This is a genomic window from Stenotrophomonas sp. YJH_SMC_130, assembly GCF_059369035.1.
Genome location: NZ_JCAFSH010000002.1, coordinates 425,387 through 449,269 on the forward strand (window position 1 = coordinate 425,387; position 23,883 = coordinate 449,269).

Below are 23,883 nucleotides of genomic sequence, written 5' to 3' on the forward strand. Positions count from 1 at the left end.
GGCCGGGACAATCGGCTGGCAGCGCGGAACAATCCGTACCGGCGATGGGCGGGCCATTGAATACTGCCTGCCGTGCTGCACACTGTGCACGATGAGTGACCCGGGCAGCGATTTCCGCCTCTACCATTCCAACTCCCTGGACGTGCTGGCTGCGCTGCTGGCGCGCAACGTGCGTGAGCCTGTTCCGGGCCAGCCGTTGCTCGCGCCGGAGGTGGTGCTGATCCCGCAGGTGGCGATGCGGCGTTGGCTGCAAGCGACACTCGCTGCCGAATATGGCGTGGCCGCCAACCTCGAGTTCCTGACCCCGGGCGAGTTCGTTGCCCGTGCACTCAATGCCAATGTGCCGGGCGAACGCGACGACCTGGACGCGGCGGGCCTGCACTGGAAGCTGTACCAGGCACTGCGCGACCCGGCGCTGCTGGCGCAGCCACCGATGCGCGCGCTGCAGTCCTATCTTGCCGGCGGCGACGCCCTGAAGCCGTGGGCACTGGCCGGTGAACTGGCGTCGGTGTTCGAGAAGTACCAGGCCTGGCGCCGCGACTGGTTGCTGCGCTGGGAGGCCGGCGCCGACCCGGCTGACCCGCAGGCGATCCTCTGGCGCACCATCGCCCATGGCCGCGACTACCGCGCGCGCCGCATCCAGGCGTACCTGGATCGCTTCGAGGGCGCCGGCCAGCCGCTGCCACAGGGCCTGCCACCGCGCATGTCCGCGTTCGCGACGCTCAACATCTCGCCCGACGTGCTGCGGGTGATGGCCACCCAGGCGCGGGTGGGCGAGCTGCACTTCTATATGCCCACTCCGGTGCAGTCGTACTGGGGTGACCTGCAGACGCTGGCCGAGCGCCTGCGCAGCGGCGCACCCGATCCCTTCGGTGAAGCGGCTGGTGAGAACCGCCTGCTGGAAGCCTGGGGTGCGGCCGGCCGCGACTTCATGGCGGTGCTGGGCAGCTACGAGGTGGTGCACCCGGCCGGCGAGATTGCCGCGTATTCGGATCCGGAAGAAGACACCCGGCCGACCCTTGACGAAGGCGGCCTGTCCGACAGCCTGCTGCATCGCCTGCAGCGCGATCTGTTCCACCGCCGCGCACTGCCCTCGGGCGAGCTGCGCGATGGGCTGCGCAGCGACGACCCCAGCCTGCAGGTGCATGCCTGCCACACCCGGCTGCGCGAGCTGCAGGTGCTGCACGACCAGTTGCGCAGCCTGCTGCAGGACCCGCGCTTCGACCCGCCGCTGCAGGCGCGCGAGATCGCGGTGCTGGCGCCGGACATCGATCCCTATGTGCCGTACCTGGAGGCGGTGTTCGGCGGCCGCGGCGGCGAGGAGGAGCATATTCCCTACGCGCTGGCCGACAGCAGCCCACTGGCAGGAGAGCCGCTGGCCGATGTGTTCGTGCACCTGCTGGGCCTGCCGGTCTCGCGTTTCGGCCTGAACGAGGTGCTGGACCTGCTCGCCAGCGCGCCGCTGGCCGAAGCGGCCGGGCTGGAAGCAGTGGACTTCGATCGCCTGCATGGCTGGCTGCAGCAGGCCGGCGCACGCTGGGGCCTGGATGCGAAGCACCGCAACCAGCACCAGGCCCCGGCTGATGACGCCTACACCTGGCAGTTCGCACTGGACCGCCTGGTGCTCGGTCACGCCACCGGCAGCGAGGCGGACCTGGCCGGCGTGGCGCCGTGGATCGAGCTGGAAGGCGGCGCGCTGGAAGCACTGGACCGGCTGCTGCGGCTGCTGCGCGTGCTGGCGGTCTACCAGCGTCGCCTCGGCGAGCTGCTGACCCCGGCGCAGTGGCGGCAACGGCTGCTGTCGCTGCTGGACGCGCTGCTGCCGACCGCGCCCAGCTCGCCCAACAGCCAGCGTGCCCTCGAGCGCCTGCGCAAGCTGCTGAATCAGTTCGCCGACGATGCCGCCAAGGCCGGGTTCGAAGACGGCGTGCCGCCTGAGGTGGTGCGTTCGCACTTCGCCGGTGTACTGGGTGAGTCCGATACGCGCGCGCCGCTGCTGACCGGTGGCATCAGTTTCGGCCGCATGGTGCCGATGCGCCTGCTGCCGTTCCGGGTGATCTGCGTGCTCGGTCTCAATGATGGCGATTTCCCGCGTCGTGACCCGGCCGCGGGCCTCAACCAGCTCACCGCCGAGCTGGACACGCCACGCCGCCGCCCGGGCGATCGCTCCACCCGCGAAGACGACCGCTTCCTGTTCCTGCAGCTGTTCGCCGCCGCGCAGGAGGTGTTCTACCTCAGCTACCTCGGCGCCGATCCACGCGATGGCAGCGTGCGTGAGCCGTCGGTGCTGGTCAGTGAACTGATCGATGCCGCCGCCGCGTATCACCTCGATCCGCCTGCGGCGGTCCGCGACTTTACCGTGCGCCATGCACTGCAGCCGTTCTCACCGGCGGCGTTCGGAGAGGGGGATCCACGCCGCTTCAGCTATCGGCGGCAATGGCATCCCGCTGCCGGCCGCCTCACCGGCCAGCGTGGGGGCCTGCAGCCGTGGTTCGATGCCCCGCTGCCGCCGCCGCCCGACGATGCCGTGGAAGACGAGCTCGCGCTCGACACCCTGCGCCGCTTCCTGTGCGACCCGGCCGGGCAGTTCCTCGCACAGTCGATGGGCCTGCGCCTGGCCGACGATGCCGGGGAAGTTGATGACCTGGAACCGCTGGTGCTGTCATCGCGCGGCCCGGAAAAGCGCAGCGTGCAGGCGGCGGTGGTGCGCGCCACGCTCAGTGGCGATACCGAACCGTTGTACCCGCGGCTGCGCGCGCGTGGCCTGCTGCCGTCCGGTCCATTGGGCCAGCGCCAGTTCGAGGTGGAGCAGTTGAAGACTCGCCCGTATGCCAGTGCGTTGCTGGGCTGGATGCAGGGCGAGCCGCTGGAAAGCCGTCGCTACGAAGTGGACATCGATGGCGTGCGCCTGCACGGCCGCGTGGCCGATCGGCATCCCGAAGGCCTGGTGCGGCTGCGTGCCGGCACGCTCAATGGCAATGTAGTGATCCGCCAGGGCCTGGACTGGCTGCTGGCCAACGCCGCCGGCGACGCACTGCCCCTTGTGCAGTTCCACGATGGCGGCGACGCCGGTCCCGGCCCGCATGTACTGCCGGCACTGAGCGCGCCTGCTGCACGCGCGGCGCTGCGCGCGCTGCTGCTGTTGCGCCAGCGCGGCCTGCGTGAGCCGCTGCGCTTTGCCCCGTATACGGGCTGGGCGCTGTACAACGCGCCGGCAGAGAAACAGCGCAGCGAGGGCTGGAAGCAGTGGCACGGCAGCGACCGCAGCTGGGGTGAATCCAGCAGCGACGCCTGGCAGCTGCTGCTGCGGGGTGCCGACCCGTTCGCCTCCGATGCCAGTTATGCCGACCTGCTGCGCAACAGCCAGGTGGTCTTCAGCGCGGTGCGCGAAGGCCGCACCCTCGGCGCCGCAACGCGCCAGGAGGGCAGCGCATGAGCCCCGCCTTCATCGATGAGCGAGCCCAGTGCATGGCGGTCGATCCCTATCTGGCCCTGCCGCTGGATGGCATCCGCCTGATCGAAGCCAGCGCCGGTACCGGCAAGACCTTCACCCTGGCTACGCTGTTTACCCGCCTGGTGGTAGAGCAGGGCCTGCGCATCGGACAGATCCTGGCGGTGACCTTCACCGATGCGGCTACCCAGGAACTGCGCAAGCGCATCCGCGAGCGCCTGGCGCTGGCGGCGCGACTGGTCGATCTGGAAGCGGTCGAAGGCGAAGCACCGGACGTGCGGCTGACCCGCGAGGTGCTGCAGCGCCATCTGCAGGGAGGTACCGAGCGCGCCGCCGCACTGAAGCGCCGCCTGCAGGTCGCCGCCGATGAGATCGACCTTGCGTCCATCTTCACCATCCATGGCTTCTGCACCCGCGTGCTGCGCGAGCATGCGCTGGAGAGCGGCCACACCTTTGATCCGCCGGAGCTGCTGGCCAGCGACCGTGAGTTGCTGGAAGCGCTCGCGGCCGACCTGTGGCGGGTACATGCCAATGACCCGGCCACGCTGGAACCGCTGACCTGGCTGTGGTCCACCCCGGACGCACTGGCCGCCGATCTGCGCGCGCTGCTGGCCGCGCCGCCGCTGCACCCGTTGCCACAGGCGGTGGCGCTGCCCGATCCGCAGGCCGCCCTGCAGGGTGTTGCCGAAGAGCTGTCCGCAAGCGTGCGCGAGCATGGCGAGCAGTTCTTCATCGACCTCTGCGATGCGGTCGACAACAAATGGATCAACGGCGTGTCGTACAAGCTGGGCTGGCTGCACCCGCTGGGCCGGCAACTGCTGGGCTGGGCCGAGCGCGCCGACCCGCGCGAGCTGCTGACCAGCGAGCGCCTGCCGGCACTGCTGCCGGAGGCGCTGGCAGCCAAGACCAACAAGAAATTCGCCGAGCGCACGCCATCGTCGCCATTGCAGGCGCCGTTGGCCCGCTATGTCGCGCTTCTGGCCGAACGCGATGCCTGGCTGCGTGCCACCGCATTGAACTTCCTGCACGTGCTTCGCGACGAAGCCAGACAGCGCCTGCAGGCGCTGAAGCGCACCCGCCGGGTGCAGACCTACGACGATCTGATCGATGGCGTGGCACTGGCCCTGGAAGGCCCGCAGCGGCTGGCATTGGTCAAGCAGCTGCGCGCGCAGTACCGCATCGCGCTGGTCGATGAGTTCCAGGATACCGACGACCGTCAGTGGGGCATTTTCCACACCGTGTTCGGCGATTCACCGGAAGTGCGCGAGCTCGGCCTGGCACCGGCGCTGTTCCTGATCGGCGATCCCAAGCAGGCGATCTACGGTTTCCGTGGCGGTGATATCCACACTTACCTGAAGGCCAAGCGGGCGGCGCAACAGGCGCCGGTGCTTGACCAGAACTTCCGCTCGCGACCGGCCGTGCTGCGCGCGCTGCAGGCGCTGTACGACAACGGTGGCGAAGACGCCTTCCTCGAGCGTGACATCCAGTTCGAGCCGGTGCGGCCCGGTGGCGTGCGCAGCGATGCGGACTACCAGCGCGACGGCCATGCCGCCCCGGCACTCACCCTGCGCGTGCTGCGAAGTGGCGGTGACAAGGCGATGAGTGCCGATGCCTCGCGCGAAGCAGCGACCCAGGCCTGTGTGGCGGCGATCCACCAGATCCTGGTCGCGGCGCGCGCCGGCAATGCGGTGCTGCGTGGGCGCCCGGTACAGCCGGGTGACATCGCGGTGCTGGTGCGCTCGCATCGTGAGGCCACGCTGGTGCAGCGCGCGCTGGCCGCGGTCGGCATTCCTGCCGTGGCAGCGGGCAAGCAGAGTCTGTTCGCCACCAGCGAAGCGCGTGATCTGCGTGCACTGCTGCTGGCGCTGCTGCAGCCGGCTGACGAGGGCCGCCTGCGCGCGGCGCTGGCCACGGTGCTGCTCGGCCAGCGCGCCAGTGCGATCGCGGCGATGGAGCACGAGGGCGACCTGCAACGCGGGTTCCAGGCGCAGCTCCTGCATTGGCGCGAGCGCTGGCAGCGCGGCGGCCCGTTCGCGGTGATCGCCGACGTCTGCGCCGCGCAGGGCGAACGCCTGCTGGCCCTGATCGATGGCGAGCGCCGCCTGACCAACTACCTGCAGCTGGGCGAACTGCTGCAGGAGGCCTCGGCGCAGGCGCTGGGCATGCACGGCCTGCTGGACTGGCTGCAGGGCCAGATGGCCAGCGCCGACCAGGATGACGAGCAGCAGCTGCTGCGCCTGGAATCGGATGCGCGCCGCGTGCAGATCATCACCCTGCACAAGAGCAAGGGCCTGGAGTACCCGCTGGTGTTCCTGCCCTTCGTGGGCATCGACGGCGGTGCGCCCAACACCGCCTCGCACTGCACGGTGCATGTGGGCGGCCAGCGCCAGCTGCACTGGAAGCTGGGCAAGGACGAGGCCTGGGAAGCGGCCACTGCGCAGCGCGAGCGCGAGCAGCGTGCCGAGGATGCGCGCCTGCTGTATGTCGGCCTGACCCGCGCCGAGCACGCGCTGTGGATCGCCGTGGGTGATCTGGCCGGGCTCGGCAGGACGCGGCTGGCACCGCTGCTGGGTGACCTGCAGGCGCTGCGCGCGCATGCCGATGTGTGCATCGATGACAGTGAGGTACCGGCTGCGCTGCCGCAGCTGGCGGCCGAAGTGGAAGGGGATCTTCCGGCGGTGCGTGCACTGACCCGGCGCGTTCCGCACGACTGGTGGGTGTACAGCTTCACCCAGCTGGCCCACGCCGATGCCGGCGCGGGCAGTGACATCGAAGCCGCTGCCACCGCGCTGCCGGCGCCGGCAGCCGACGAACCCACCGGCCCGGAGCTGCCGCTGGAACCGGCACTGCCGGAAGCCGCCGCGGTGGCCGAGGACAGCGCGCCGCTCGACTCGCGTTTCATGGGCAGCCGCTTCGGCAACGTGCTGCACGAGGCAATGGAAAACGTCGACTTCGCCGCATGGGCTGACTGGCAACCAGGCCGGGAAGCTCCCGAGGGCCAGGTCGAGGTGCTGCGCAAGGCGCTGCACGATGAGGGCTATGCCGACGTCGATCTGGACGATGGCGTAGCGGTGCTGGTGCCGCTGGTGGGCCACACGCTGACCGTACCGCTGCCCGAAGGCGGTGCGCTGTACAGCCTCGGTGAAGGCGAGCGCCGCGCCGAAATCGACTTCCATTTCGCCATCGAGGCGACCACCGTGCCGGCGCTGCTGCAGGTGCTGCATGCGCACGGTGTTTCCAGTGGCCGCCGCGGCTTCGGCCAGCGCCGCCGCCTGGAGGGGCTGATGACCGGCATGATCGACCTGACCTACGTGCGTGATGGCCGGTGGTACGTGCTCGACTACAAGTCCAACCGCCTGCCCGGCTACAGCCCGGACCTGCTGGCCATTGCCATGCGCCACAGCGAATACGATCTGCAGGCGCTGATCTACACCGTGGCCCTGCATCGCTGGCTGCGCTTCCGCCTGGGCGCCGCCTACGACTACGAGCGCGACATGGGCGGCATCCGTTACCTGTTCTGCCGCGGCCTGGATGGCACGGGCAATGGCGTGCACGTGGATCGTTTCCCGTTCGCGCTGGTGGATGCACTCGACGCGCTGTTCGCCGGCGGCGAGCAGGCCCAGGCCCAGCTCGCCGCGCGTGCCCGAGGAGCCAGCGCATGAACCTGCTGAAGGAACTGCACCAGAAGGGCCTGCTGCGCACCCTCGACCATGCATTGGCGACCAGCCTGCAGCGGCTGCGCGACGACACGCCCGACAGTGTGGCACTGGCGGCGGCGCTGGCTTCGCTGGCGGTGTCGCAGGGCCACGCCGCGTTCGATCCGGCACAACCGCAGCGGTTGCTGGAAGGCGTGCCCGAGTGGCCCGCCGCGCAGGCCTGGCTGGCGCAGCTGCGCGCATCGCCCTGGGTGGCGACGCCGGAGCAGGCTGACGCCATCGCCGGGGATGCCCCCTTGGTGCTGGAGAACGGCCTGCTCTACCTGCGCCGCTACCGCGAGTACGAGCGCCAGTTGGCCACCGGTCTGCAGCGCATCGGCCGGCATCCGCTGCCGGCGCCGGACATGGCAGCGTTGGCGCCGTTGTTCGCGCAGCTGTTCGCGCACGCATCGCGCGGTGAAGATCACCAGGCACGCGCAGCCGGCGTGACGCTGCGCCATCCGCTGGCGCTGGTCACCGGCGGCCCCGGCACAGGCAAGACCACCACCATCGCACGCCTGTTGCTGCTGCTGGCCGCGCAGGCCCGGCACGCCGGCCAGCCGCTGCCCGAGGTGGCGTTGGCCGCGCCGACCGGTCGCGCTGCCGAGCGCATGGCCGAGAGCCTTCGCGTAGCCGTGCAACGTCTGCAGGAACAAGGAGTGGATGCGACGCTGTGCGCGGCATTGCCCAGTACCGGCACCACCCTCCATCGCCTGCTCGGCGTGATTCCCGATTCACCGCGCTTCCGCCACCACGCTGATAATCCACTGCCGGTGGATGTGGTGGTGGTCGACGAAGCGTCGATGATCGATCTGCCGATGATGGCCAAGCTGGTCGATGCGATTGCCAGCGGCACCCGCCTGATCCTGCTCGGCGATCCCGATCAGTTGCCGTCGGTCGAAGCCGGTGATGTGCTCAGCGCGATCCTGCGCGCCAGCGGTGATGGCATCGGCACCCGCGCCGACGATGCGCTGGCGCTGCATGGCCTGCTGGCACCGGCCACCTTGCAGCCGCAGGCCGCACCACGCGCCTTCGCCGGCCGTCGCGTACAGCTGCAACGCGGCTACCGGCAGAGTGATGCGCTGGACCTGGCACCGCTGGCGCATGCCGTGCGTGAAGGCGACAGCGGCACCGCGCTGCAGCTGCTGCGTGGCGGTTCACTGGCTGGCGTGCATTTCCATGAAGGCGAAGCCGATCCATTGCGTGGCCAACGCGAGCATCTGCTCGGCCACTGGCGCGCGCTGGCCGAGGCCGCTGATCCGGTAAGTGCCCTGCAGCAGGCCGGGCGCCTGCGCGTGCTGACCGCATTGCGCGAAGGCCCGCAGGGCGCGCGCGGGCTCAACAGCCGTATCGAACAGCTGCTGGCAGGCAACACCCCGGGCTACTTCCAGGGCCGCCTGCTGCTGGTCACCGAGAACAGCTACCGGCACCGCCTGTTCAACGGCGATATCGGCATCTGCCTGCGCGATGGCAGCGGCGCGATGGTGGCCTGGTTCCCCGGCGACAGCGTCGACCAGCCGCGCGCCTTCCACCCCGCAGCACTGCCCGCGCACGAAAGCGCCTTTGCGATGACCGTGCACAAGGCACAGGGCTCGGAGTTCGATGAAGTGTGGTTGCAGCTGCCACGCCAGGACAGCCGCGTGCTGTCACGCGAACTGGTCTACACCGGCCTGACCCGCGCCCGCCAGGTACTGCATGTGGCCTGCAGCGCCGACGTGCTGCAGGCCGCACTGAAGCGGCACGCCAGCCGCTTGGGCGGCCTGGCCTGGCGGTTGGGTGCGGAAGACGTGGTTGAAGCACCAACGCGTGTCGAACAGCCCACGGTGCAGGGCACCTTGTTCTGAATCGGGGTCGGATCCCGTTCCCATCGGGAAAGGGCTCTGACCCCATCGCCCCGATGTCGCATTTGCCGTTTGATGACGCCGTTGGCGCTACCTATCCTGCGTTGCTATTCCACGACACAGGAACCGGCACATGGCCCTTATCGCTCTGGATGACCCACGATGGGCCGAACTGCAGCATGCCTATGGCGCTGCGGATGACATTCCGGAGCTGCTGGCCAATCTCAGTATCCCGAAAAACGAAAGATCCGAAGACGATCCGATCGAGGACACCTGGCACGAGTTGTGGAACAGCCTGTGCCATCAAGGGGACGTCTACAGCGCTTCGTTTGCGGCTGTGCCGCATATTGTAAGAACACTTCTGACATGGCCAGAGTTGCTAACGTTTCACTTCGTTGGACTGCCAATCTCGATTGAAATGCAGAGGCGGGAAGCCATCATTCCGCTTCTCGATGTCGTGGAGCCAGAGTATTCGGAGGCTTTACAGAAGCTCGCGCGATTTGCTGCGAGCATTGTCACGGGAAGGCATGATGAACGTATGAGCTCGTGCCTGTTGACAATACTCGCCTTGGAACATGGAAACTTCGGTGCAGCGCGGATGCTGAGTCAGATTGCACCTGAGGAAGTGGATGAGATGATGGAGCTGTTCCGGAATCGCTAGCAGAAGCAGTCGAGCATCGCTCGACTCTACAAAAGCGTACTTCGATCATTTCCACGCTCATCCACGCATGGCGTGGATCTACCGGCCACCGGAAAACTGTCGAAGGCGGGGTGGGTCCGGTTGCGGGGGCGTGAGCCGCATGGATGCGGCGACCGAGCTTACAGGGACGTACTTGTAGCGTCCCCCGCAACCGGACCCACCCCGCCATCCCACGGATAGCCCGCTTTTGACGTTGACGTTGATCCGGCAGGTGCAGGGCGCAGCCCTGCCGCCCCCGTCATTCAGCAATCAACACCAACCCATCCGGAAACACGATCGCCGCTTCATCCGCACTCACGTCGAAGAAGCCCACGCCGTGCTTCTCGGCCAGATCCTGCACCCGCCCGTGCGCGCGCTCGGCCACCGAGTGCGCGAACGCGCCGTAGATCACCTGCCGGCCGATGCTGTACTCGGTCACCTCAGCGCGATCATCACCGTCGTTGCTCAACGGGCCGTCCAGGGGCGGGAACTCCTGCGCCATCTCCGCGAACCACGCCTGCAGCGCCAGGCTGCTGACCGCCGGGTCGTCGTACTCGTGGCGCTCGTTCCACTGCGTCTGCTTCTCGAACCAGGCGATGAAGGCCGCCGCTTCGCGCGGGGCCGCGCTGGCCTCGAACACCATCATGTCGTAACTCATTGAACCGTCCTGTGGGGATCGCGAGTGGCCGCCGGGCACGGCCCGGCGCTACCGGGCCACGATGGTAGCGCCGGGCCGCGCCTGGCGGATCGCATTACACGGACGGCGATTCGGCGCCTACCCATCCCGGCGCCAACGCCTTCGCCTCCGGGAACAACGCAAAGCGCAGCCCGATCAGGCCCATCAGCGCCTCGTCGCGGGCCTTGCAGGCGCCCACGCTGCCGACCCGGCCCAGCGAGGTATCCAGCCGCTCACGCAGCGCCTCGGCCGCCACAATGGGTTTGCGCGCGGCGATCTGACGGCGGTAATGCACGGCGATCTCTTCAAGAATATGCTCGACCGCCTCACGGCTGCGCTCGGGCAGTTCCAGCCGTGCACGGCGCAGCTGCAGGATATTCAGGCCGATGCGCGCCTCATTGAGCATGTCCACCGAAGCGATGTCACTGCCCTCGGGCGTCGCCGCCAGGCGCGGGGCGAGCAGGCCCAGCAGGTCGAGCATGCGTGCGGCGAAGCGCTGCCGATCCTGCTGGCCGCGTCCTTCGGCGGCTTCGGCCAGCGTGGTCCAGCCCTGCCGCACCAGCCGGCGCGCGGTCCACTCGGCACCTACCGAACGGAACAGGCGGGTCATCACCACCGCAAAGCCAATGCCGATGAACATTGCGATGGACGAGTTGAGGAAGGTCTGGATGTTGGCGCTGTAGGTGTTCTGCAGGCTCAGCAGCGCGGCCAGGTTCACTGTCAGCGGCAGCGCGAACAACGCGCTCTTGGGGTGGTGCAGCATCAGCCCCAAGGGCAGGAACGCCACCGCCAGCACCAGTGCCAGCAGGCCAAAGTCGTGCACGGCCGGGAACACGCCGAACAGGTACACGCCCGCCACTACCGAGGCGACCATCGCCCACACCAGGAACTGCACCATGCTGGGAGCCGGATCGTCCTGTGCGGCAAAAAATGCGGCCGTCACCGCCGCCATCATCGCGCCGTTGCCGCCGCCTTCCCAGCCCAGCGCGATCCACAGCACGCAGTAACTCATCAGCGCCACGCCGGCACTGAGCGCGGAGAACAGTGCCATGCCGTAGTCGACGTGCCTGTCGGCGGCCACCCGTTCGGTGCGGATGCGGTAGTGCGCGCGATCCAACGGCGCGGTGCCCTGATCGATCGCGTGCTGCAGGGTGCGGCAGTCCTGCCACAGGTCCACCAGTTCCTCCAGGCGCAGCAGCAGGCTGGCCAGCTGCAGGTGCTGCAGGTCGCGGTCCACCTGCGGCTTCAGCGCGCTGATGCGCGCGCGCAGGCGGGCGTACTCGCTGGCGTTGGTCGGGCCATCCAGCCAATCGCGGATGTCGTCGACCAGCGCCGGCAGCCCATCCGGCAGGGCCTGGCCATCGCTGCGCAGCGCACTCAGGCGATCGGCGATTGACGACAACACCGGCAACAGCAACAGCATGCGCTCGCGCAGGCGCTCCATCGACACTGCCGAACCGGCATGGCGTGGATCATCGCGGCGCAGGAATTCGATCAGCGCCTCGAACTGCACCAGGTCGGCAGCCAGCCGGTTGCGCGGCGCGTGTGCGCGGCCACGCTCAAGGATCTGCCGGCACCACTGCGCGGCGTCCTCCATCCAGTTGCCGATGCGGGCGCGCAGCATCGGGCGTACCGACGCCGGGAACAGCAGCGAGGCAAACAGCACGGCCACCACCGTGCCGAGGATGATCTCCTCGCTGCGCGCCACCACGGTGTCGAAGATGGTCTCCGGCGAGGTGACTGCCGGGAAGCCGATGAAGGCGGTGGTGTAGCCGGCCAACAGGAACGCGTAGCCGCGAGGGCCGCGGTTGAGCAGGGCCATGAACAGGCAACCGGCCAGCCAGATCGACATCGCCGCACTCAGCACCAACGGGGTTTCCACCAGCGCCGGCAGTACCAGCAGCGTGGCCAGCCCGGCCACCAGTGTGCCGACGATGCGGTACACGCCCTTGGCGCGGGTCGGGCCCAGCAGCGGCTGGCTGACGATGTACACCGTGCCCATCGCCCAGTAGGGGCGCGACAGGTTGCCGGCCATGGCGATGTACAGCGCGGCCACCGCGGCCAGGTAGGTCTTGATCGAGAACAGCCACGCCTGGCGGTCGGTCAGCGCGTTCATGGCTTACTTCGCCGAGGCCTGTGCGGTGGCCGGCGCCGCCGGGGCAACCGTTGCCTGCCAGCCGCCACCCAGCACCAGGAACAGATGGATCTGGTCGCGCGAGACCTGCGCTTCGGCGGCGGCCAGGGTGGCGTCGCTGGTGGCCAGGCTGCGGTCGGCATCCAGGCTGGACAGGTAGGGTGTGCGGCCGCCCTGGTACAGCCGGCGGTTCTGCTCGGCGGCCAGCGCGGCCTGCTCCTGCGCCACGCGCAGCGACTGCAGTCGGCGCAGGTCCTGCGCATAGCGGTCCAGCGCAGTCTGGGTCTCGCGCAGTGCCTGCAGCACGGTGTGGTCGAACTCGGCCAGCGCGGCGTCGGCACCGGCTTCGGCGGCGTGGATGCGGGCATGCGTGCCCGAGGAGGGCAGTGTCCACGAGATCAGCGGGCCGATCGACCACTGCTGGGTCATCGGCGTGCCGAAGTCTTCCAGCAGGCCGGCGGCACCGACCGAAGCGCCGAGGCGGATGTCCGGGTACAGCTCGGCGGTGGCCACGCCGATCCGCGCGGTGGCCGAGGCCAGCTTGCGTTCGGCCTGGCGCACGTCGGGGCGGCGCTGCAGCAGGGCCCGGCCATCACCGACCGGCAGCGGCTGCGCCAAGCCGGGCGCGTGCGCGCAGTCGATCACGCCGGCCGGCAACTGGCCTGGGGTCTGGCCCAGCAGTGCGGCCAGCGAATAGGCCGCGGCCGAACGCTGCGCGCGCAGCGGCGGCAGTGCCGCCTCCAGCAGTGCCACCTGCGCATTGGCGCGGGCCAGTTCCGGCGGCGTGCCGCGGCCGGCCGCGATCAGGCGCTCGGTGACACTGCGGCTGCGCTGCTGCAGCTGCAGCGAATGCTCGGCCACGTGCAGTTCGTGGTTGGCGTGGCAGATTTCCAGATAGCTGTCGGCGACCTGCGCGACCACGCTGACCTGGGCCAGGTCGCGCGCCGCAGCGACCGACTGCTCGTCGGCACGCGCTGCCTCGGCGCCGCGCTTGAGCTTGCCGAACAGGTCGAACTGGTAGCTGACCGCGAACTTGCCATCGGCCAGGTTGATCACCGGCAGCTCGTGCTCCTGCAGGAACGATTCGGCCGACAACTGCGCGCGGCTGACGCCGGCCTCGGCCTCGTACTCGAATCCGCCCGCGTCCAGCGCCTGTTCGTACACGGCGGCCGCACGGCGCAGGTGCGCATCGGCGGCCTTCAGTTCCACGTTGTCACGCAGTGCCTGGGTGATCAGCCCGTCCAGCACCGGGTCGTTGTACAGCGACCACCAGCGGTCGGGCAGCGCCTGGTTGGCAGCCACCTGCGGGTTCTGCGTATCGATGAAGGCCGCATTGGCCTGCGGGCGCTTGAACGCCGAGCCTTCCGGCAGTGCATAGTCCGGGCCGACGGTTCTGCACGCGGCCAGGCTGGCCAGTGCGACGATCAGGCCGAGACGGGGCAGGGCGGCGTTCACAGGCCCGCCTGTGTCGGCGAAGCGCCGGCCTTGTCGTTGTGCGGATGGCGGCCGGTGTCCACGGTCACCGTGGCGGTGCGCCCGGCGATCAGTTCCACGCCCTTGGGCACTTCGTCGATGGCGATGCGCACCGGGATGCGCTGAGCCAGCCGCACCCAGTCGAAGGCCGGGGTCACGTTCGGCAGCAGGGTGCTGCCGTTGCTGCGGTAGCGGTCCTCGATACCGGCGGCAATGCTTTCCACGTGGCCGCGCAGCGGCGTCGATTCACCCATCAGCCGGATGTCCACCGTCTGCCCCGGCGCCACGCCGCGCAGCCGGGTCTCCTCGAAGTAGCCATCGATGCGGAACGAGCCGGTATCCAGCAGCGCCAGCACCGGCTTGCCGGCCACCACGTAGTCGCCCACGCGCATCGTGCGGTCACTGACCCGGCCATCGGCCGGGGCGCGCACCTCGGTACGGCCGAGGTTGAGCTCGGCCAGGTCGACCGCAGCCTGTGCGGTGGCCAGCGCCGCCTGTGCGGCCTGCAGCTTGGCGCGGCGTACTTCGGCGTCCTCGGCGGCGACCAGGTCCTGCAGGCTGCGGTCGCGGCCGATCTCGCGGCGCAGCTGTGCCACCGAGGCCTGGCGCTCGGCCAGGCTGGCCTTGGCCTGCTCCAGCGCGATGCGGTAGCGGGCGCGATCGACGACGAACAGCAGGTCGCCCTTCTTCACCGCCTGGTTGTCGGCCACGTTCACCGTTTCCACCAGCCCGGACACGTCCGGCGCCACCTGCACCACGTCGGCGCCGACGTGGGCATCGCGGGTCCACGGCTCATCCATGTAATAGACCCACAGCTGGCGCAGCACCAGCAGGGCGATGATCACGGCTGCGCTGGTGAGCAGCACCGGCAGGGTCTTCTTCACGATCTTGTTCACGATTGCATCCAACGCAGGAGGTGGAACAGCAGGCCCAGCACGATCCCGTACAGCGCCAGGTTGAACAGCGCCGGGTGCCATACATGGCGGTAGGCGCCGGCACGCTGCAGCAGCGCGTGCAGGCCGCTGTTGACCAGATAGGCCAACACCATCAACCCAAGCAGGGTCGGGACTAACACTCCGTGGAGACTGAATTCACCGGGCATCGGTAGGGGCGGGGACGAGGTGGGGGAGGGGAGGGACACCGAAACAACAGCAACGGGCAAAAGCCGCTGGCGTGTGCACGGCAGCGGCGGCGTTCGGGGGCAGCGCTCTTACGTGATGCGGTCGGCGGCCTCGGCCAGCAGGCGCCAGGCCTTCAGCACGGCGTGCAGTTCATCCATGGAAAGCTCGCCGAACACGTCCTGGCGCAGGCCGATCAACTGGTCTTCCAGCTCGCTGACCAGCGCATGGCCCGCGTCGGTCAGCCACAGCAGGTTGGCGCGGCGGTCGCTGGCGTCGCTCTCGCGGCGGACCAGGTCGCTGGCGCACAGCTTGTCCAGCAGGCGCACCAGGGAAGGACCCTCCATGCCCAGCTGCTGGGCCAGCGCCACCTGGCGGATGCCACCGCCGGACCGGCCGATCATCAGCAACGGCATGGTGCAGGCGGTGGAGATGCCATAGCTGCCGAGCCGGCTGTCGGCCAGGCGCTGCCACTGCCGCCCTGCATAAAGCAGGCCGGAGCTGAGCTGCATCTGCAGCACGGTGCGCTCGTCGAGGGGTCGGTCCATAAGAGATAGATAGGATACTACTAATTTCATTCCTATCAATGGGTTTTTATGAATGGGTGGGTGTGTTGAGGAAAGCGTTGCGCCTGCCTGGTGTCGGGTGGGGCGGCGGGGGCCGGACGGGGCAGGACACGCCGCAAGTACGTCCCTGTAGGCTCGGCCGCGGCATCCATGCCGCGGACGGTCCTGCCCCGCCCGGCCCCCGCTGCCTTCCCATCACCCCGCGAGCGCGGTGGGTTGGCTCTTGGAAGCAAGAGCAGAAGCAGTGCGGACCAACGGTCCGCACCCACCAAAGCAGAAGACACCACAGCAGCGGCGCGCTGCTTCCGAAGCCATGAACCCCCGCCTTTGCCCCCGCTTTCGGGCGGTCCGGCCGCGCCCGCAGGAAACTGTCAGGGATGGGGAAGGGCGGCAGGGCAGGACCGTGAGGCGCATGGATGCGCCGACCGAGCCCCATGGATGGGTTTACGGCGTGTCCTGCCCTGCCGCCCTTCCCCATCCAGACCCGTAACAGGCAGGCGCCGCCAGACCCCCCGATGAACCGTCCCCACAGGACGACCCACCCCCCGGTCGGGTACGATGCTCGCCCCCCGTTCGGGACGCTGTACGCAATGAGCAAGAACAACGAAAAGGCCGCCCCGCAGGGCGACGTGACCCAGGACCAGGCCGAGGATGCCGTGCGCACCCTGCTGCGCTGGGCCGGTGAGGACCCGTCCCGCGAAGGCCTGCTGGATACCCCCCGCCGTGTCGCCGAAGCCTATGGCGACTGGTTCAGCGGTTACCGCGACGACCCGCGCGCCTACATGGAGCGCACCTTCGAGGAAGTGGCCGGCTATGACGAACTCATCGTCCTGCGCGACATCGAGTATGAAAGCCACTGCGAACACCACATGGCGCCGATCATCGGCCGCGTGCATGTCGGCTACCTGCCGGCCGGCAAGGTGGTGGGCATCAGCAAGCTGGCCCGCGTCGTCGAAGCCTACGCCCGCCGTTTCCAGGTGCAGGAGAAGATGACCGCGCAGATCGCCCAGTGCATCCAGGATGTGCTGCAGCCGATCGGCGTCGGCGTGGTCGTCGAGGGCGCCCATGAATGCATGACCACCCGCGGCATCCACAAGCGCGGCGTCAGCATGGTCACCTCCAAGATGCTGGGCAGCTTCCGCGACGACGCGCGTACCCGCGCCGAGTTCCTGCGCTTCATCGAAGTGGGCGGCAAGCGCTGAGCCGCTTGACCGCACTCCGCCGGCCTCTGCGGGCCGGCATGCCCACGGCTGCCCGCGCGGCCGCCGCGGGCGGCTGCTCGTCCCCGCCAGCCCTCATGACTCCTTTCGCTGCATGAAGCACCGCGAACGCATCTCCCGTTACCGCCATCTGCGCGAACAGCCCCAGTGGAAGCTGCTTGCCGCCGACCACGCCCCGGAAATCATCGGCCTGCTGCAGGGGCTGCTGATGGACGGCGAGCGCACGCTGCCTTCGTCGGTGCTCAACGAGCGCCTGCAGCGTGCGCTGGACCAGCTCAACGGCGACGAACTGTCGCGCGAGCTGCCGCGTACCGCGCAGGCCTACATCGCGCACTGGCTGGCCCAGGGCTGGCTGGAACGCCGCCTGCCCGAGGGCGCCGACCAGGAGCAGTACGAGCTGTCGACCGCGGCACTGCAGGCGATCCGATTCGCCGACGGCCTCGAGCAGGCCCGTGTGGCCGCCACCGAAAGCCGCCTGGCGCTGGTCATCGAACAGCTCTCGCAGCTGGCCGCGCAGACCGAATCCGATCCGGACGCCCGCCTGTCGGCGCTGCGCGACGAGCGCGACCGGATCGACGCCGAGATTGCCCGTGTCGGCGCCGGCCGTGTGATCGCGCTGGACGGCAAGCGCGCGCTGGAACGTGCGCGCCAGATCATCGGCCTGGCCGATGAGCTGACCGAGGACTTCCGCCGCGTGCGCGACGACTTCGAGCAGCTCAACCGCGAGTTCCGCGAACGCATCATCGACGACGAGGGCGAGCGCGGCGATGTGCTGTCGCAGCTGTTCGAAGGCGTGGACGTGATCGGCGAAAGTGATGCCGGGCGCAGCTTCCAGGCCTTCTGGCGCCTGCTCAACGACGCCGAGCAGAGCGCCCAGCTCGATGCCGCGCTGGAAGCGGTGCTGGCGCGTGGCTTCGCCCGCCGCCTGGACCGCAACGAACGCAACTTCCTGCGCGGTTTCACCAGCACCATGCTCGAGCGCGGTGGCCAGGTGCACGATGTGCTGCAGAACTTCGCGCGCAGCCTGCGCGGCTTCGTGCAGAGCCGTGGCTACCTGGAACAGCGTCGCCTCAACCAGCTGCTCAAGCAGGCGCAGTCCGAAGCGCTCGCTCTGCGCGACGAGTTCCCCGCACAACGCGGCATCGGCCGCGACCTGCAGCTGACCACCAGCCGCCTGCGCTCGTGGTCGCAATGGAAACTGCACGATCCGCGCAGCGCCCAGGTCGATGGCAACGTCGAATACAACGACGCAGCCGCGATCAGCCTGGAAAGCGTTGGCGATCTGGTCGCTTCGTCCGAAATCGACTTCCGCACCCTGCGCCGCGACCTGCACGACCTGCTCGATGCACAGCCGCGTCTCAGCATCGCCCAGGCCCTGTCGCAGCGCGAAGCGCCGCAGGGTCTTGGCAGCGTCATCGGCTACCTGTCGCTGGGCACGCGCTTCGGCAACGTGGTCGTCGGCGAGCAGGAGCTTGCGCAATGGCGTGGTGGCGACGGCCAGATCCGTCGCGCCCGCATCCCGCTGGTTTGGTTCACCCAGGAGAGACGCCATGAGCTGGCATGAAGATCCCATCGACGCACCGCAGGCCGACGTGGCGGAAGACGCCTACGAGGCCGAGCCGGTGGCGGCCGTGGCGCAGCCCCGCCGTGGCAACGACGTGTACTACCTCGGCGATACCGGGCGCCTGCCGCTGGATGCGCGCCGTGCGCTGTGCCAGCTGCTGATCGGCCCCAGCATCGACCAGCTGCGCCACGCCAAGCTGTGGCCGGCGCTGATCCGCAGCGAGGCGGCCATCCGCTCGTCGCTGGCGGACCTGTTCCTGGAACTGGTGCTCGACCGCGACAGCGGCGTGGCGTTCACCCGCCAGGCCGATACCGAAGACGTTGATGCGCCGGTGCTGCTGCGCACCTCGCCGCTGACCTTCATCGACTCGGTGCTGCTGCTGTACCTGCGCCAGCAGCTGGCCGAGGCCGATGCGCGCGGCAACCGCGCAGTGGTCGCCGACGCCGAGATGGCCGAAGCGCTGGCCATCTACGAAAAGAACCTGTCCACCGACCGCGCCGGCTTCAACCGTCGCGTCGCATCGGCGGTGCAGAAGATGAAGGACAACCACATCCTGACCCGCCTCAGCGGCCAGGAAGACCGCCACGAAGTCTCGCCGGCGCTGAAGCTGCTGTTCTCCGCCGAAGACGTGTCCCAGCTTTCGGCGGTCTACCGCCAGCTGCGTGAAACCCCGGCCGCCGAGGCCTGAGAGACCCGACCATCGCATGGCTATCTCCAAGCACACTCCCGCCCTGTTCAACGAAGGCCTGCCGGACCCGCGCCTGCAGCAGTTCCGCATGCGCCGCCTGCAGGTGCATAACTGGGGCACCTTCAACGGCCTGACCGAAGTACCGATCGCCGAGCGCGGCTTCCTGTTCGTCGGCCGCTCCGGCTCGGGCAAGTCGACCCTGCTCGATGCCATGTCCGCGCTGCTGACGCCACCGGCCATCGTCGACTTCAACGCCGCTGCGCGTGAAGCCGAGCGCAGTGGCCGCGACCGCAACCTGGTGTCCTACGTGCGCGGCGCGTGGGCCGACCAGCAGGACAGCGGCACCGGCGAAATCGCCACCCAGTACCTGCGCAAGGGCGCGACCTGGACCGCGCTGGTGCTGGAATACCGCGCCGGCGATGGCCGCGTGGTCAGCCTGGTGCGCCTGCTGTGGATCTCCGGCAACGGAACCTCGGCCGGTGACGTGCGCAAGCACTACATGATCGCCGAGCGTCCGTTCGACATCGCCAAGGATCTTGGCGGCTTCGACCTGGACCTGCGCAAGCTGAAGCAGAAGCTGCCCGACCTGCACCACTTCGACACCTTCTCCGGCTACGCCGAGCGCTTCCGCGACCTGCTCGGCATCGACAACGAGATGGCGCTGCGCCTGCTGCACAAGACGCAGTCGGCGAAGAACCTGGGCGACCTCAACGTCTTCCTGCGCGACTTCATGCTCGACACGCCGAAGACCTTCGACGCCGCCGAGCGCCTGGTCAGCGATTTCGCCGAGCTTGATGGCGCGCACCAGGCGGTGGTCACTGCCCGCCGCCAGGTGGAAACCCTGTTGCCGGCGCGCGCCTACTACAACGACCTGAAGGAAATGCACCGCCGTCGTGGCGACGACGAAGCACTGAAGCTGGGTGTCGACAGCTTCCGCGAAAGCCGGCGCCAGGCGCTGATCGAAGCGCGCCTGCGCGAGATGGACGTGCGTGACCGCGGCCTGCTCGGCGAAGAAGCCCAGCGCCGTGCCGCACTGGACAATCACACCGAGCGCCTGGCCGAGCTGGAGCTGCAGCGCCGCCAGCAGGGCGGTGAGCGCATCGAGGAACTGGAACGCGAGCAGGGCCGTGCCGAAGCTGAGCGTGACCGCCGCCAGGCCAAGCGCGAGCAGGCACGCCAGGCGGCGCAGCAACTGGGGGCCGAACTGCCGGACGACGCCCATGGCTTCGCCGAACTGGTCGAGCGCGCACAGAACGAGCTGCAGGACCGCCAGCGTGCCTCCTCGGCACTGGACGACGCGATCAGTGACCGCCTGGGCGGCAAGCGCGATGACGAGCGCCGCTTCGGCGAGGTCCGTGCCGAACTCGAAGCGATGCAGCGCACGCCCTCCAACATCCCGGCGCCGATGCAGAAGCTGCGCGCGCGCCTGGCCGAGGAAACCGGCATCGCCGAGGCGGCACTGCCCTTCGTCGGCGAACTGATCCAGGTCCGCTCGGAAGAGCAGGGCTGGCAGGGTGCCATCGAGCGCGTGCTGGGTGGTTTCGCGCTGTCGCTGCTGGTCGATGACAAGCATTACAACGACGTCGCCGAATGGGTGAACCGTACCCATCTTGGCATGCGCTTCACCTACTACCGCGTGCGCCGCAACGATGATGCATTCGCCCGTGAGCCGTCGGCGAAGTCGCTGCTGCACAAGCTTGAACTGCGCGAGCATGTGTTCGAAAGCTGGCTGCGCCGCGAGCTGGGCAAGCGCTTCGACTACGAATGCGTGGATGCCAAGCAGCTGCGTAACGTCGACCGCGGCATCACCCGCGAAGGCCAGGTCAAGCATCCCGGCGACCGTTTCGAGAAGGACGACCGCAGTGCGGTGGGCGACCGCCGTCGCTGGATCCTCGGCTTCAACAACCACGACAAGGTGGGCGCCTTCGAGCGCGAAGCACAGGAGCTGGCCAAGCGCATCGCCAGCTGCGAGACCGACATCGCGCGCCTGCGCGGGCAGCGTGACCGCGACAACGAACGCCGCCTGGCCTGCCACGAGCTGGTCAGCATCAGCTGGAACGAGATCGACATCGCCGCTCCGCAGCAGCGCCTGAGCGATATCGAAGCCACCCTGCGCGACCTGCGCGAAGGCAACGCCGATCTCGCCAAGCTGGCCAAGCAGATCGACGCCGTGCGCGCCGACATCGAGCAGTCCCGCCGCACCTATGAAGACGTCCGCGTCGAGCGCGGCCAGCTGGTCAAGGAACGTGATCGCCTGGACCGCGCACGCCAGCAGAGCCGTGCACTGGTGCTGCCGAGCCTGGCCCAGGAGCAGGAAGCCGGCCTCGCCGAGCGCCTGCAGGAACAGGGTCCGCTCAGCCTGGAAACGCTCGAAGCGCACATGCGCCAGGTCAGCAACGCGCTGAACGAGCAGTTGTCGTCCTCGCAGCAGGACCTCAACCGCATCGAGAACCAGCTGATCGGCTGCTTCCGTCGCTTCATCCAGCAGTGGCCGGAGGAGTCGGGCGACTTCACCGTGTCGGTGGCCTCGGCCGAGGACTTCCTCGCACGCCTCGAACGGCTGGAACGCGACGGCCTGCCACAGCACGAAGAGCGCTTCTTCGACCTGCTGCAGAACCAGAGCAAGAACAACCTGCTGGCCCTGCAGCGCCACAGCGCAGAGGCCCGCAAGTCGATCGGCCAGCGCCTGGACGAGGTGAACGCCAGCCTGGAGCAGGTGCCGTTCAACCGTGGCACGCTGCTGACCATCGAACTGAGCGACCGCCGCCTGCCGGAGGTCGCTGAGTTCCACCTGCAGCTGCGCGAGGTGCTGTCGCAGCAGCAGACCGAGCAGCGCGAGCTGGCCGAATCGCAGTTCACTGTGCTGCGCCAGCTGGTCAACCGCCTCGGCTCGCAGGAAGGCGAGGACAAGCGCTGGCGCGAGCTGGTGCTGGACGTGCGCATGCACGTGGAGTTCATCGGCGTCGAGCTGGATGCGGAAACGCGCCAGCAGGTCGAGATCTACCGCAGCGGCGCCGGCAAGTCCGGTGGCCAGCGCCAGAAGCTGGCCACCACCTGCCTGGCGGCCGCGCTGCGCTACCAGCTTGGCGGCGCTGACAGCCAGCTGCCCAGCTACGCGGCGGTCGTGCTCGACGAGGCCTTCGACAAGGCCGACAACGAGTTCACCGCGCTGGCGATGAACATCTTCGACAACTTCGGCTTCCAGATGGTGGTCGCCACCCCGCTGAAGTCGGTGATGACGCTGGAGCCGTTCATCGGTGGCGCCTGCTTCGTCGAAATCAGCGGCCGCCACGACTCCGGCGTGCTGCTGATCGAGTACGACGAAGAGGGCAAGCGCCTGAAGCTGCCCGAGCGCAGCCGCCAGCAGGCCAACGAACCGGAAGAAGCCGAGGCCTGAGCGCCTCGGGCAATCCACCTGTAGAGCCGAGCCATGCTCGGCTGCTCTTCGCGACCGGAAACGGCGTGCCAACCAAGGTTGGCACCTACCATTTCATAACGTCCCTCACGAACCGCGGAACGTATCCCACGCCATCCGCGCGATCAGCACCACCACCAGCCCCACGAACAGCTTGCGGATGAACGGCGTGCCGCCCTTCAGCGCCAGGCGCGTGCCCACCACCGAACCGATGATGTTGGCTGCGGCCATTGGCAGCGCGAACAGCCACAGGATGTTGCCGGTCGGCACGAAGAACGAGATCGCTGCCACGTTGGTCGCCAGGTTCACGACCTTCGACGCCGCTGACGCGCGCAGGAAATCCAGCCCGAAGAAGCGCACGAACAGGAAGATCAGGAAACTGCCGGTGCCTGGCCCGAAGAAGCCGTCGTAGAAGCCGATCGCCGCACCGATCGCCAGCGCGATCACCAGTTCGCGGCGGCCGATCTCCTGCGGCCGGTGCAACGCACCGAAGTCCTTCTTCCACAGCGTGTAGGCCAGCATCGCGACCAGCAGCACCAGCACCAGCGGCCGTACAGCATCCTTCGGCAACAGGCTGACCGCCGTGGCCCCGGCAAAGGAAAAGATGAAAGCGGTGCCGGCCGCGAACAGCACCGGCTTCCACGGGAAGCGCACATTGCGCGCATAGCGCCAGGCAGCCGCACCGGTACCGAACATCGAACTGAACTTGTTGGTACCAAACAGCATCGCCGGTGTCTGCTGTGGCAGCACCGTGAACAGGCCGGGCAGCTGTACCAGGCCGCCGCCGCCCACGGCAGCATCCACAAGACCGGCGATGAAGGCGATCACCACCAGCCACCACAACTCAGGGGGAACCAGTTCCAGCACGGCGATCAATCAATGTGGGGGCGCGACAGCATACGCCTGTCCTGATCCGGGCGACTGCCGCCGCGCGTGCATCAATTCCTGCAACCCGGCGACAATGCCGGCATGAGCCGAAAATCCGCCGATCCCTGCCCCTGTGGCCTTCCCGCCGATTATCCCGCCTGCTGTGGCCGTTTCCATGCCGGCGGGGCCGCGCCCGATGCCGAGCGCCTGATGCGTTCGCGCTACAGCGCCTATGTGAGGGGCCTGGCCGGCTACCTGCGCCACACCTGGCACCCGGACACACGTCCGGCCGAGCTGTCGCTGGACGACGCGCCAGGCCAGCGCACCCATTGGCTGGGCCTGACCGTGCACGACCACACGGTCACCGGCGCAGACAGTGCTGAAGTGCGCTTCACCGCGCGCTACCGCATCGGCGGCGGCAGCGCGGTGAGAATGACCGAGCACAGCCGATTCCGGCGCATCGACGGCCGCTGGTATTACCTCGACGCGGTCTGAG

16 protein-coding genes are annotated in these 23,883 nt (G+C 68.6%); 9 read left to right on the top strand and 7 right to left on the bottom strand.

What is annotated here, in order from left to right:
• Nucleotides 1–91 precede the first annotated feature (91 nt).
• From recC to AC5P5V_RS06130, 4 genes are all read left to right on the top strand, one after another.
• Nucleotides 92–3,436, top strand: coding sequence for an exodeoxyribonuclease V subunit gamma (gene recC / locus AC5P5V_RS06115; RefSeq protein ID WP_231352416.1), 3,345 nt, complete (start codon nucleotides 92–94; stop codon nucleotides 3,434–3,436).
• On the top strand, nucleotides 3,433–7,113 hold the full coding sequence (gene recB, locus AC5P5V_RS06120) for an exodeoxyribonuclease V subunit beta (protein ID WP_231352415.1): 3,681 nt from the start codon (nucleotides 3,433–3,435) through the stop codon (nucleotides 7,111–7,113). The genes recC and recB overlap by 4 nt, the downstream gene beginning before the upstream one ends.
• Entirely contained in the window at nucleotides 7,110–8,990 is a 1,881-nt protein-coding gene (recD, locus tag AC5P5V_RS06125) for an exodeoxyribonuclease V subunit alpha (RefSeq protein ID WP_231352413.1), read from the top strand. Before recB ends, recD begins: the two co-directional genes overlap by 4 nt.
• A gap of 130 nt (nucleotides 8,991–9,120) precedes the next feature.
• Nucleotides 9,121–9,648: a hypothetical protein gene (locus AC5P5V_RS06130; RefSeq protein ID WP_134969383.1), complete on the top strand. Its 528-nt coding sequence runs from the start codon at nucleotides 9,121–9,123 to the stop codon at nucleotides 9,646–9,648.
• Nucleotides 9,649–9,925: 277 nt separating this feature from the next.
• Here the strand turns inward: AC5P5V_RS06130 and AC5P5V_RS06135 are convergent, their stop codons facing one another.
• The 6 genes from AC5P5V_RS06135 to AC5P5V_RS06160 form a co-directional block, all read right to left on the bottom strand.
• A complete protein-coding gene (locus AC5P5V_RS06135) occupies nucleotides 9,926–10,324 on the bottom strand; it encodes a hypothetical protein (protein ID WP_134969384.1) in 399 nt (132 codons plus the stop codon).
• A gap of 94 nt (nucleotides 10,325–10,418) precedes the next feature.
• The gene (locus AC5P5V_RS06140) at nucleotides 10,419–12,458 is read right to left on the bottom strand and encodes an FUSC family protein (protein WP_134969385.1); all 2,040 of its coding nucleotides are present in this window, start codon (nucleotides 12,456–12,458) and stop codon (nucleotides 10,419–10,421) included.
• Between the two features lie 3 nt (nucleotides 12,459–12,461).
• Complete coding sequence (locus AC5P5V_RS06145; protein ID WP_231352411.1) at nucleotides 12,462–13,931, bottom strand: efflux transporter outer membrane subunit; 1,470 nt, start codon at nucleotides 13,929–13,931, stop codon at nucleotides 12,462–12,464.
• A complete protein-coding gene (locus AC5P5V_RS06150) occupies nucleotides 13,928–14,845 on the bottom strand; it encodes an efflux RND transporter periplasmic adaptor subunit (protein WP_061480710.1) in 918 nt (305 codons plus the stop codon). Before AC5P5V_RS06150 ends, AC5P5V_RS06145 begins: the two co-directional genes overlap by 4 nt.
• Entirely contained in the window at nucleotides 14,842–15,051 is a 210-nt protein-coding gene (locus AC5P5V_RS06155; protein ID WP_134969452.1) for a DUF1656 domain-containing protein, read from the bottom strand. The genes AC5P5V_RS06150 and AC5P5V_RS06155 overlap by 4 nt, the downstream gene beginning before the upstream one ends.
• Before the next feature lie 108 nt (nucleotides 15,052–15,159).
• Entirely contained in the window at nucleotides 15,160–15,615 is a 456-nt protein-coding gene (locus AC5P5V_RS06160; RefSeq protein ID WP_012481667.1) for a MarR family winged helix-turn-helix transcriptional regulator, read from the bottom strand.
• 608 nt (nucleotides 15,616–16,223) lie between these two features.
• Between AC5P5V_RS06160 and folE the strand changes: the two genes are divergently transcribed.
• From folE to AC5P5V_RS06180, 4 genes are all read left to right on the top strand, one after another.
• Nucleotides 16,224–16,835, top strand: a complete 612-nt coding sequence (gene folE / locus AC5P5V_RS06165) for a GTP cyclohydrolase I FolE (protein ID WP_004141296.1) — start codon at nucleotides 16,224–16,226, stop codon at nucleotides 16,833–16,835.
• 112 nt (nucleotides 16,836–16,947) lie between these two features.
• Entirely contained in the window at nucleotides 16,948–18,417 is a 1,470-nt protein-coding gene (locus tag AC5P5V_RS06170; RefSeq protein WP_134968863.1) for a DUF3375 domain-containing protein, read from the top strand.
• The gene (locus AC5P5V_RS06175; RefSeq protein ID WP_005421303.1) at nucleotides 18,404–19,105 is read left to right on the top strand and encodes a DUF4194 domain-containing protein; all 702 of its coding nucleotides are present in this window, start codon (nucleotides 18,404–18,406) and stop codon (nucleotides 19,103–19,105) included. The genes AC5P5V_RS06170 and AC5P5V_RS06175 overlap by 14 nt, the downstream gene beginning before the upstream one ends.
• A gap of 16 nt (nucleotides 19,106–19,121) precedes the next feature.
• Nucleotides 19,122–22,502 (top strand): ATP-binding protein, encoded by a 3,381-nt coding sequence (locus tag AC5P5V_RS06180; RefSeq protein WP_053496750.1) that lies wholly within the window; start codon nucleotides 19,122–19,124, stop codon nucleotides 22,500–22,502.
• Between the two features lie 105 nt (nucleotides 22,503–22,607).
• Here AC5P5V_RS06180 and AC5P5V_RS06185 read toward each other — a convergent pair whose 3' ends face one another.
• Entirely contained in the window at nucleotides 22,608–23,387 is a 780-nt protein-coding gene (locus AC5P5V_RS06185; protein WP_061480655.1) for a sulfite exporter TauE/SafE family protein, read from the bottom strand.
• Nucleotides 23,388–23,489: 102 nt separating this feature from the next.
• Between AC5P5V_RS06185 and AC5P5V_RS06190 the strand changes: the two genes are divergently transcribed.
• On the top strand, nucleotides 23,490–23,882 hold the full coding sequence (locus AC5P5V_RS06190; RefSeq protein WP_134968864.1) for a YchJ family metal-binding protein: 393 nt from the start codon (nucleotides 23,490–23,492) through the stop codon (nucleotides 23,880–23,882).
• Nucleotide 23,883: the final 1 nt, after the last annotated feature.

Bases quoted from the DNA above. Each gene is read 5' to 3' on its own strand.
- AC5P5V_RS06130 (WP_134969383.1), top strand. From the start codon at position 9,121: ATGGCCCTTATCGCTCTGGATGACCCACGATGGGCCGAACTGCAGCAT.
- folE (WP_004141296.1), top strand. From the start codon at position 16,224: ATGAGCAAGAACAACGAAAAGGCCGCCCCGCAGGGCGACGTGACCCAG.
- AC5P5V_RS06190 (WP_134968864.1), top strand. From the start codon at position 23,490: ATGAGCCGAAAATCCGCCGATCCCTGCCCCTGTGGCCTTCCCGCCGAT.
- AC5P5V_RS06155 (WP_134969452.1), bottom strand. From the start codon at position 15,051: ATGCCCGGTGAATTCAGTCTCCACGGAGTGTTAGTCCCGACCCTGCTT.
- AC5P5V_RS06140 (WP_134969385.1), bottom strand. From the start codon at position 12,458: ATGAACGCGCTGACCGACCGCCAGGCGTGGCTGTTCTCGATCAAGACC.
- AC5P5V_RS06170 (WP_134968863.1), top strand. From the start codon at position 16,948: ATGAAGCACCGCGAACGCATCTCCCGTTACCGCCATCTGCGCGAACAG.
- AC5P5V_RS06135 (WP_134969384.1), bottom strand. From the start codon at position 10,324: ATGAGTTACGACATGATGGTGTTCGAGGCCAGCGCGGCCCCGCGCGAA.
- AC5P5V_RS06180 (WP_053496750.1), top strand. From the start codon at position 19,122: ATGGCTATCTCCAAGCACACTCCCGCCCTGTTCAACGAAGGCCTGCCG.
- AC5P5V_RS06175 (WP_005421303.1), top strand. From the start codon at position 18,404: ATGAGCTGGCATGAAGATCCCATCGACGCACCGCAGGCCGACGTGGCG.
- recD (WP_231352413.1), top strand. From the start codon at position 7,110: ATGAACCTGCTGAAGGAACTGCACCAGAAGGGCCTGCTGCGCACCCTC.
- recB (WP_231352415.1), top strand. From the start codon at position 3,433: ATGAGCCCCGCCTTCATCGATGAGCGAGCCCAGTGCATGGCGGTCGAT.
- recC (WP_231352416.1), top strand. From the start codon at position 92: ATGAGTGACCCGGGCAGCGATTTCCGCCTCTACCATTCCAACTCCCTG.
- AC5P5V_RS06160 (WP_012481667.1), bottom strand. From the start codon at position 15,615: ATGGACCGACCCCTCGACGAGCGCACCGTGCTGCAGATGCAGCTCAGC.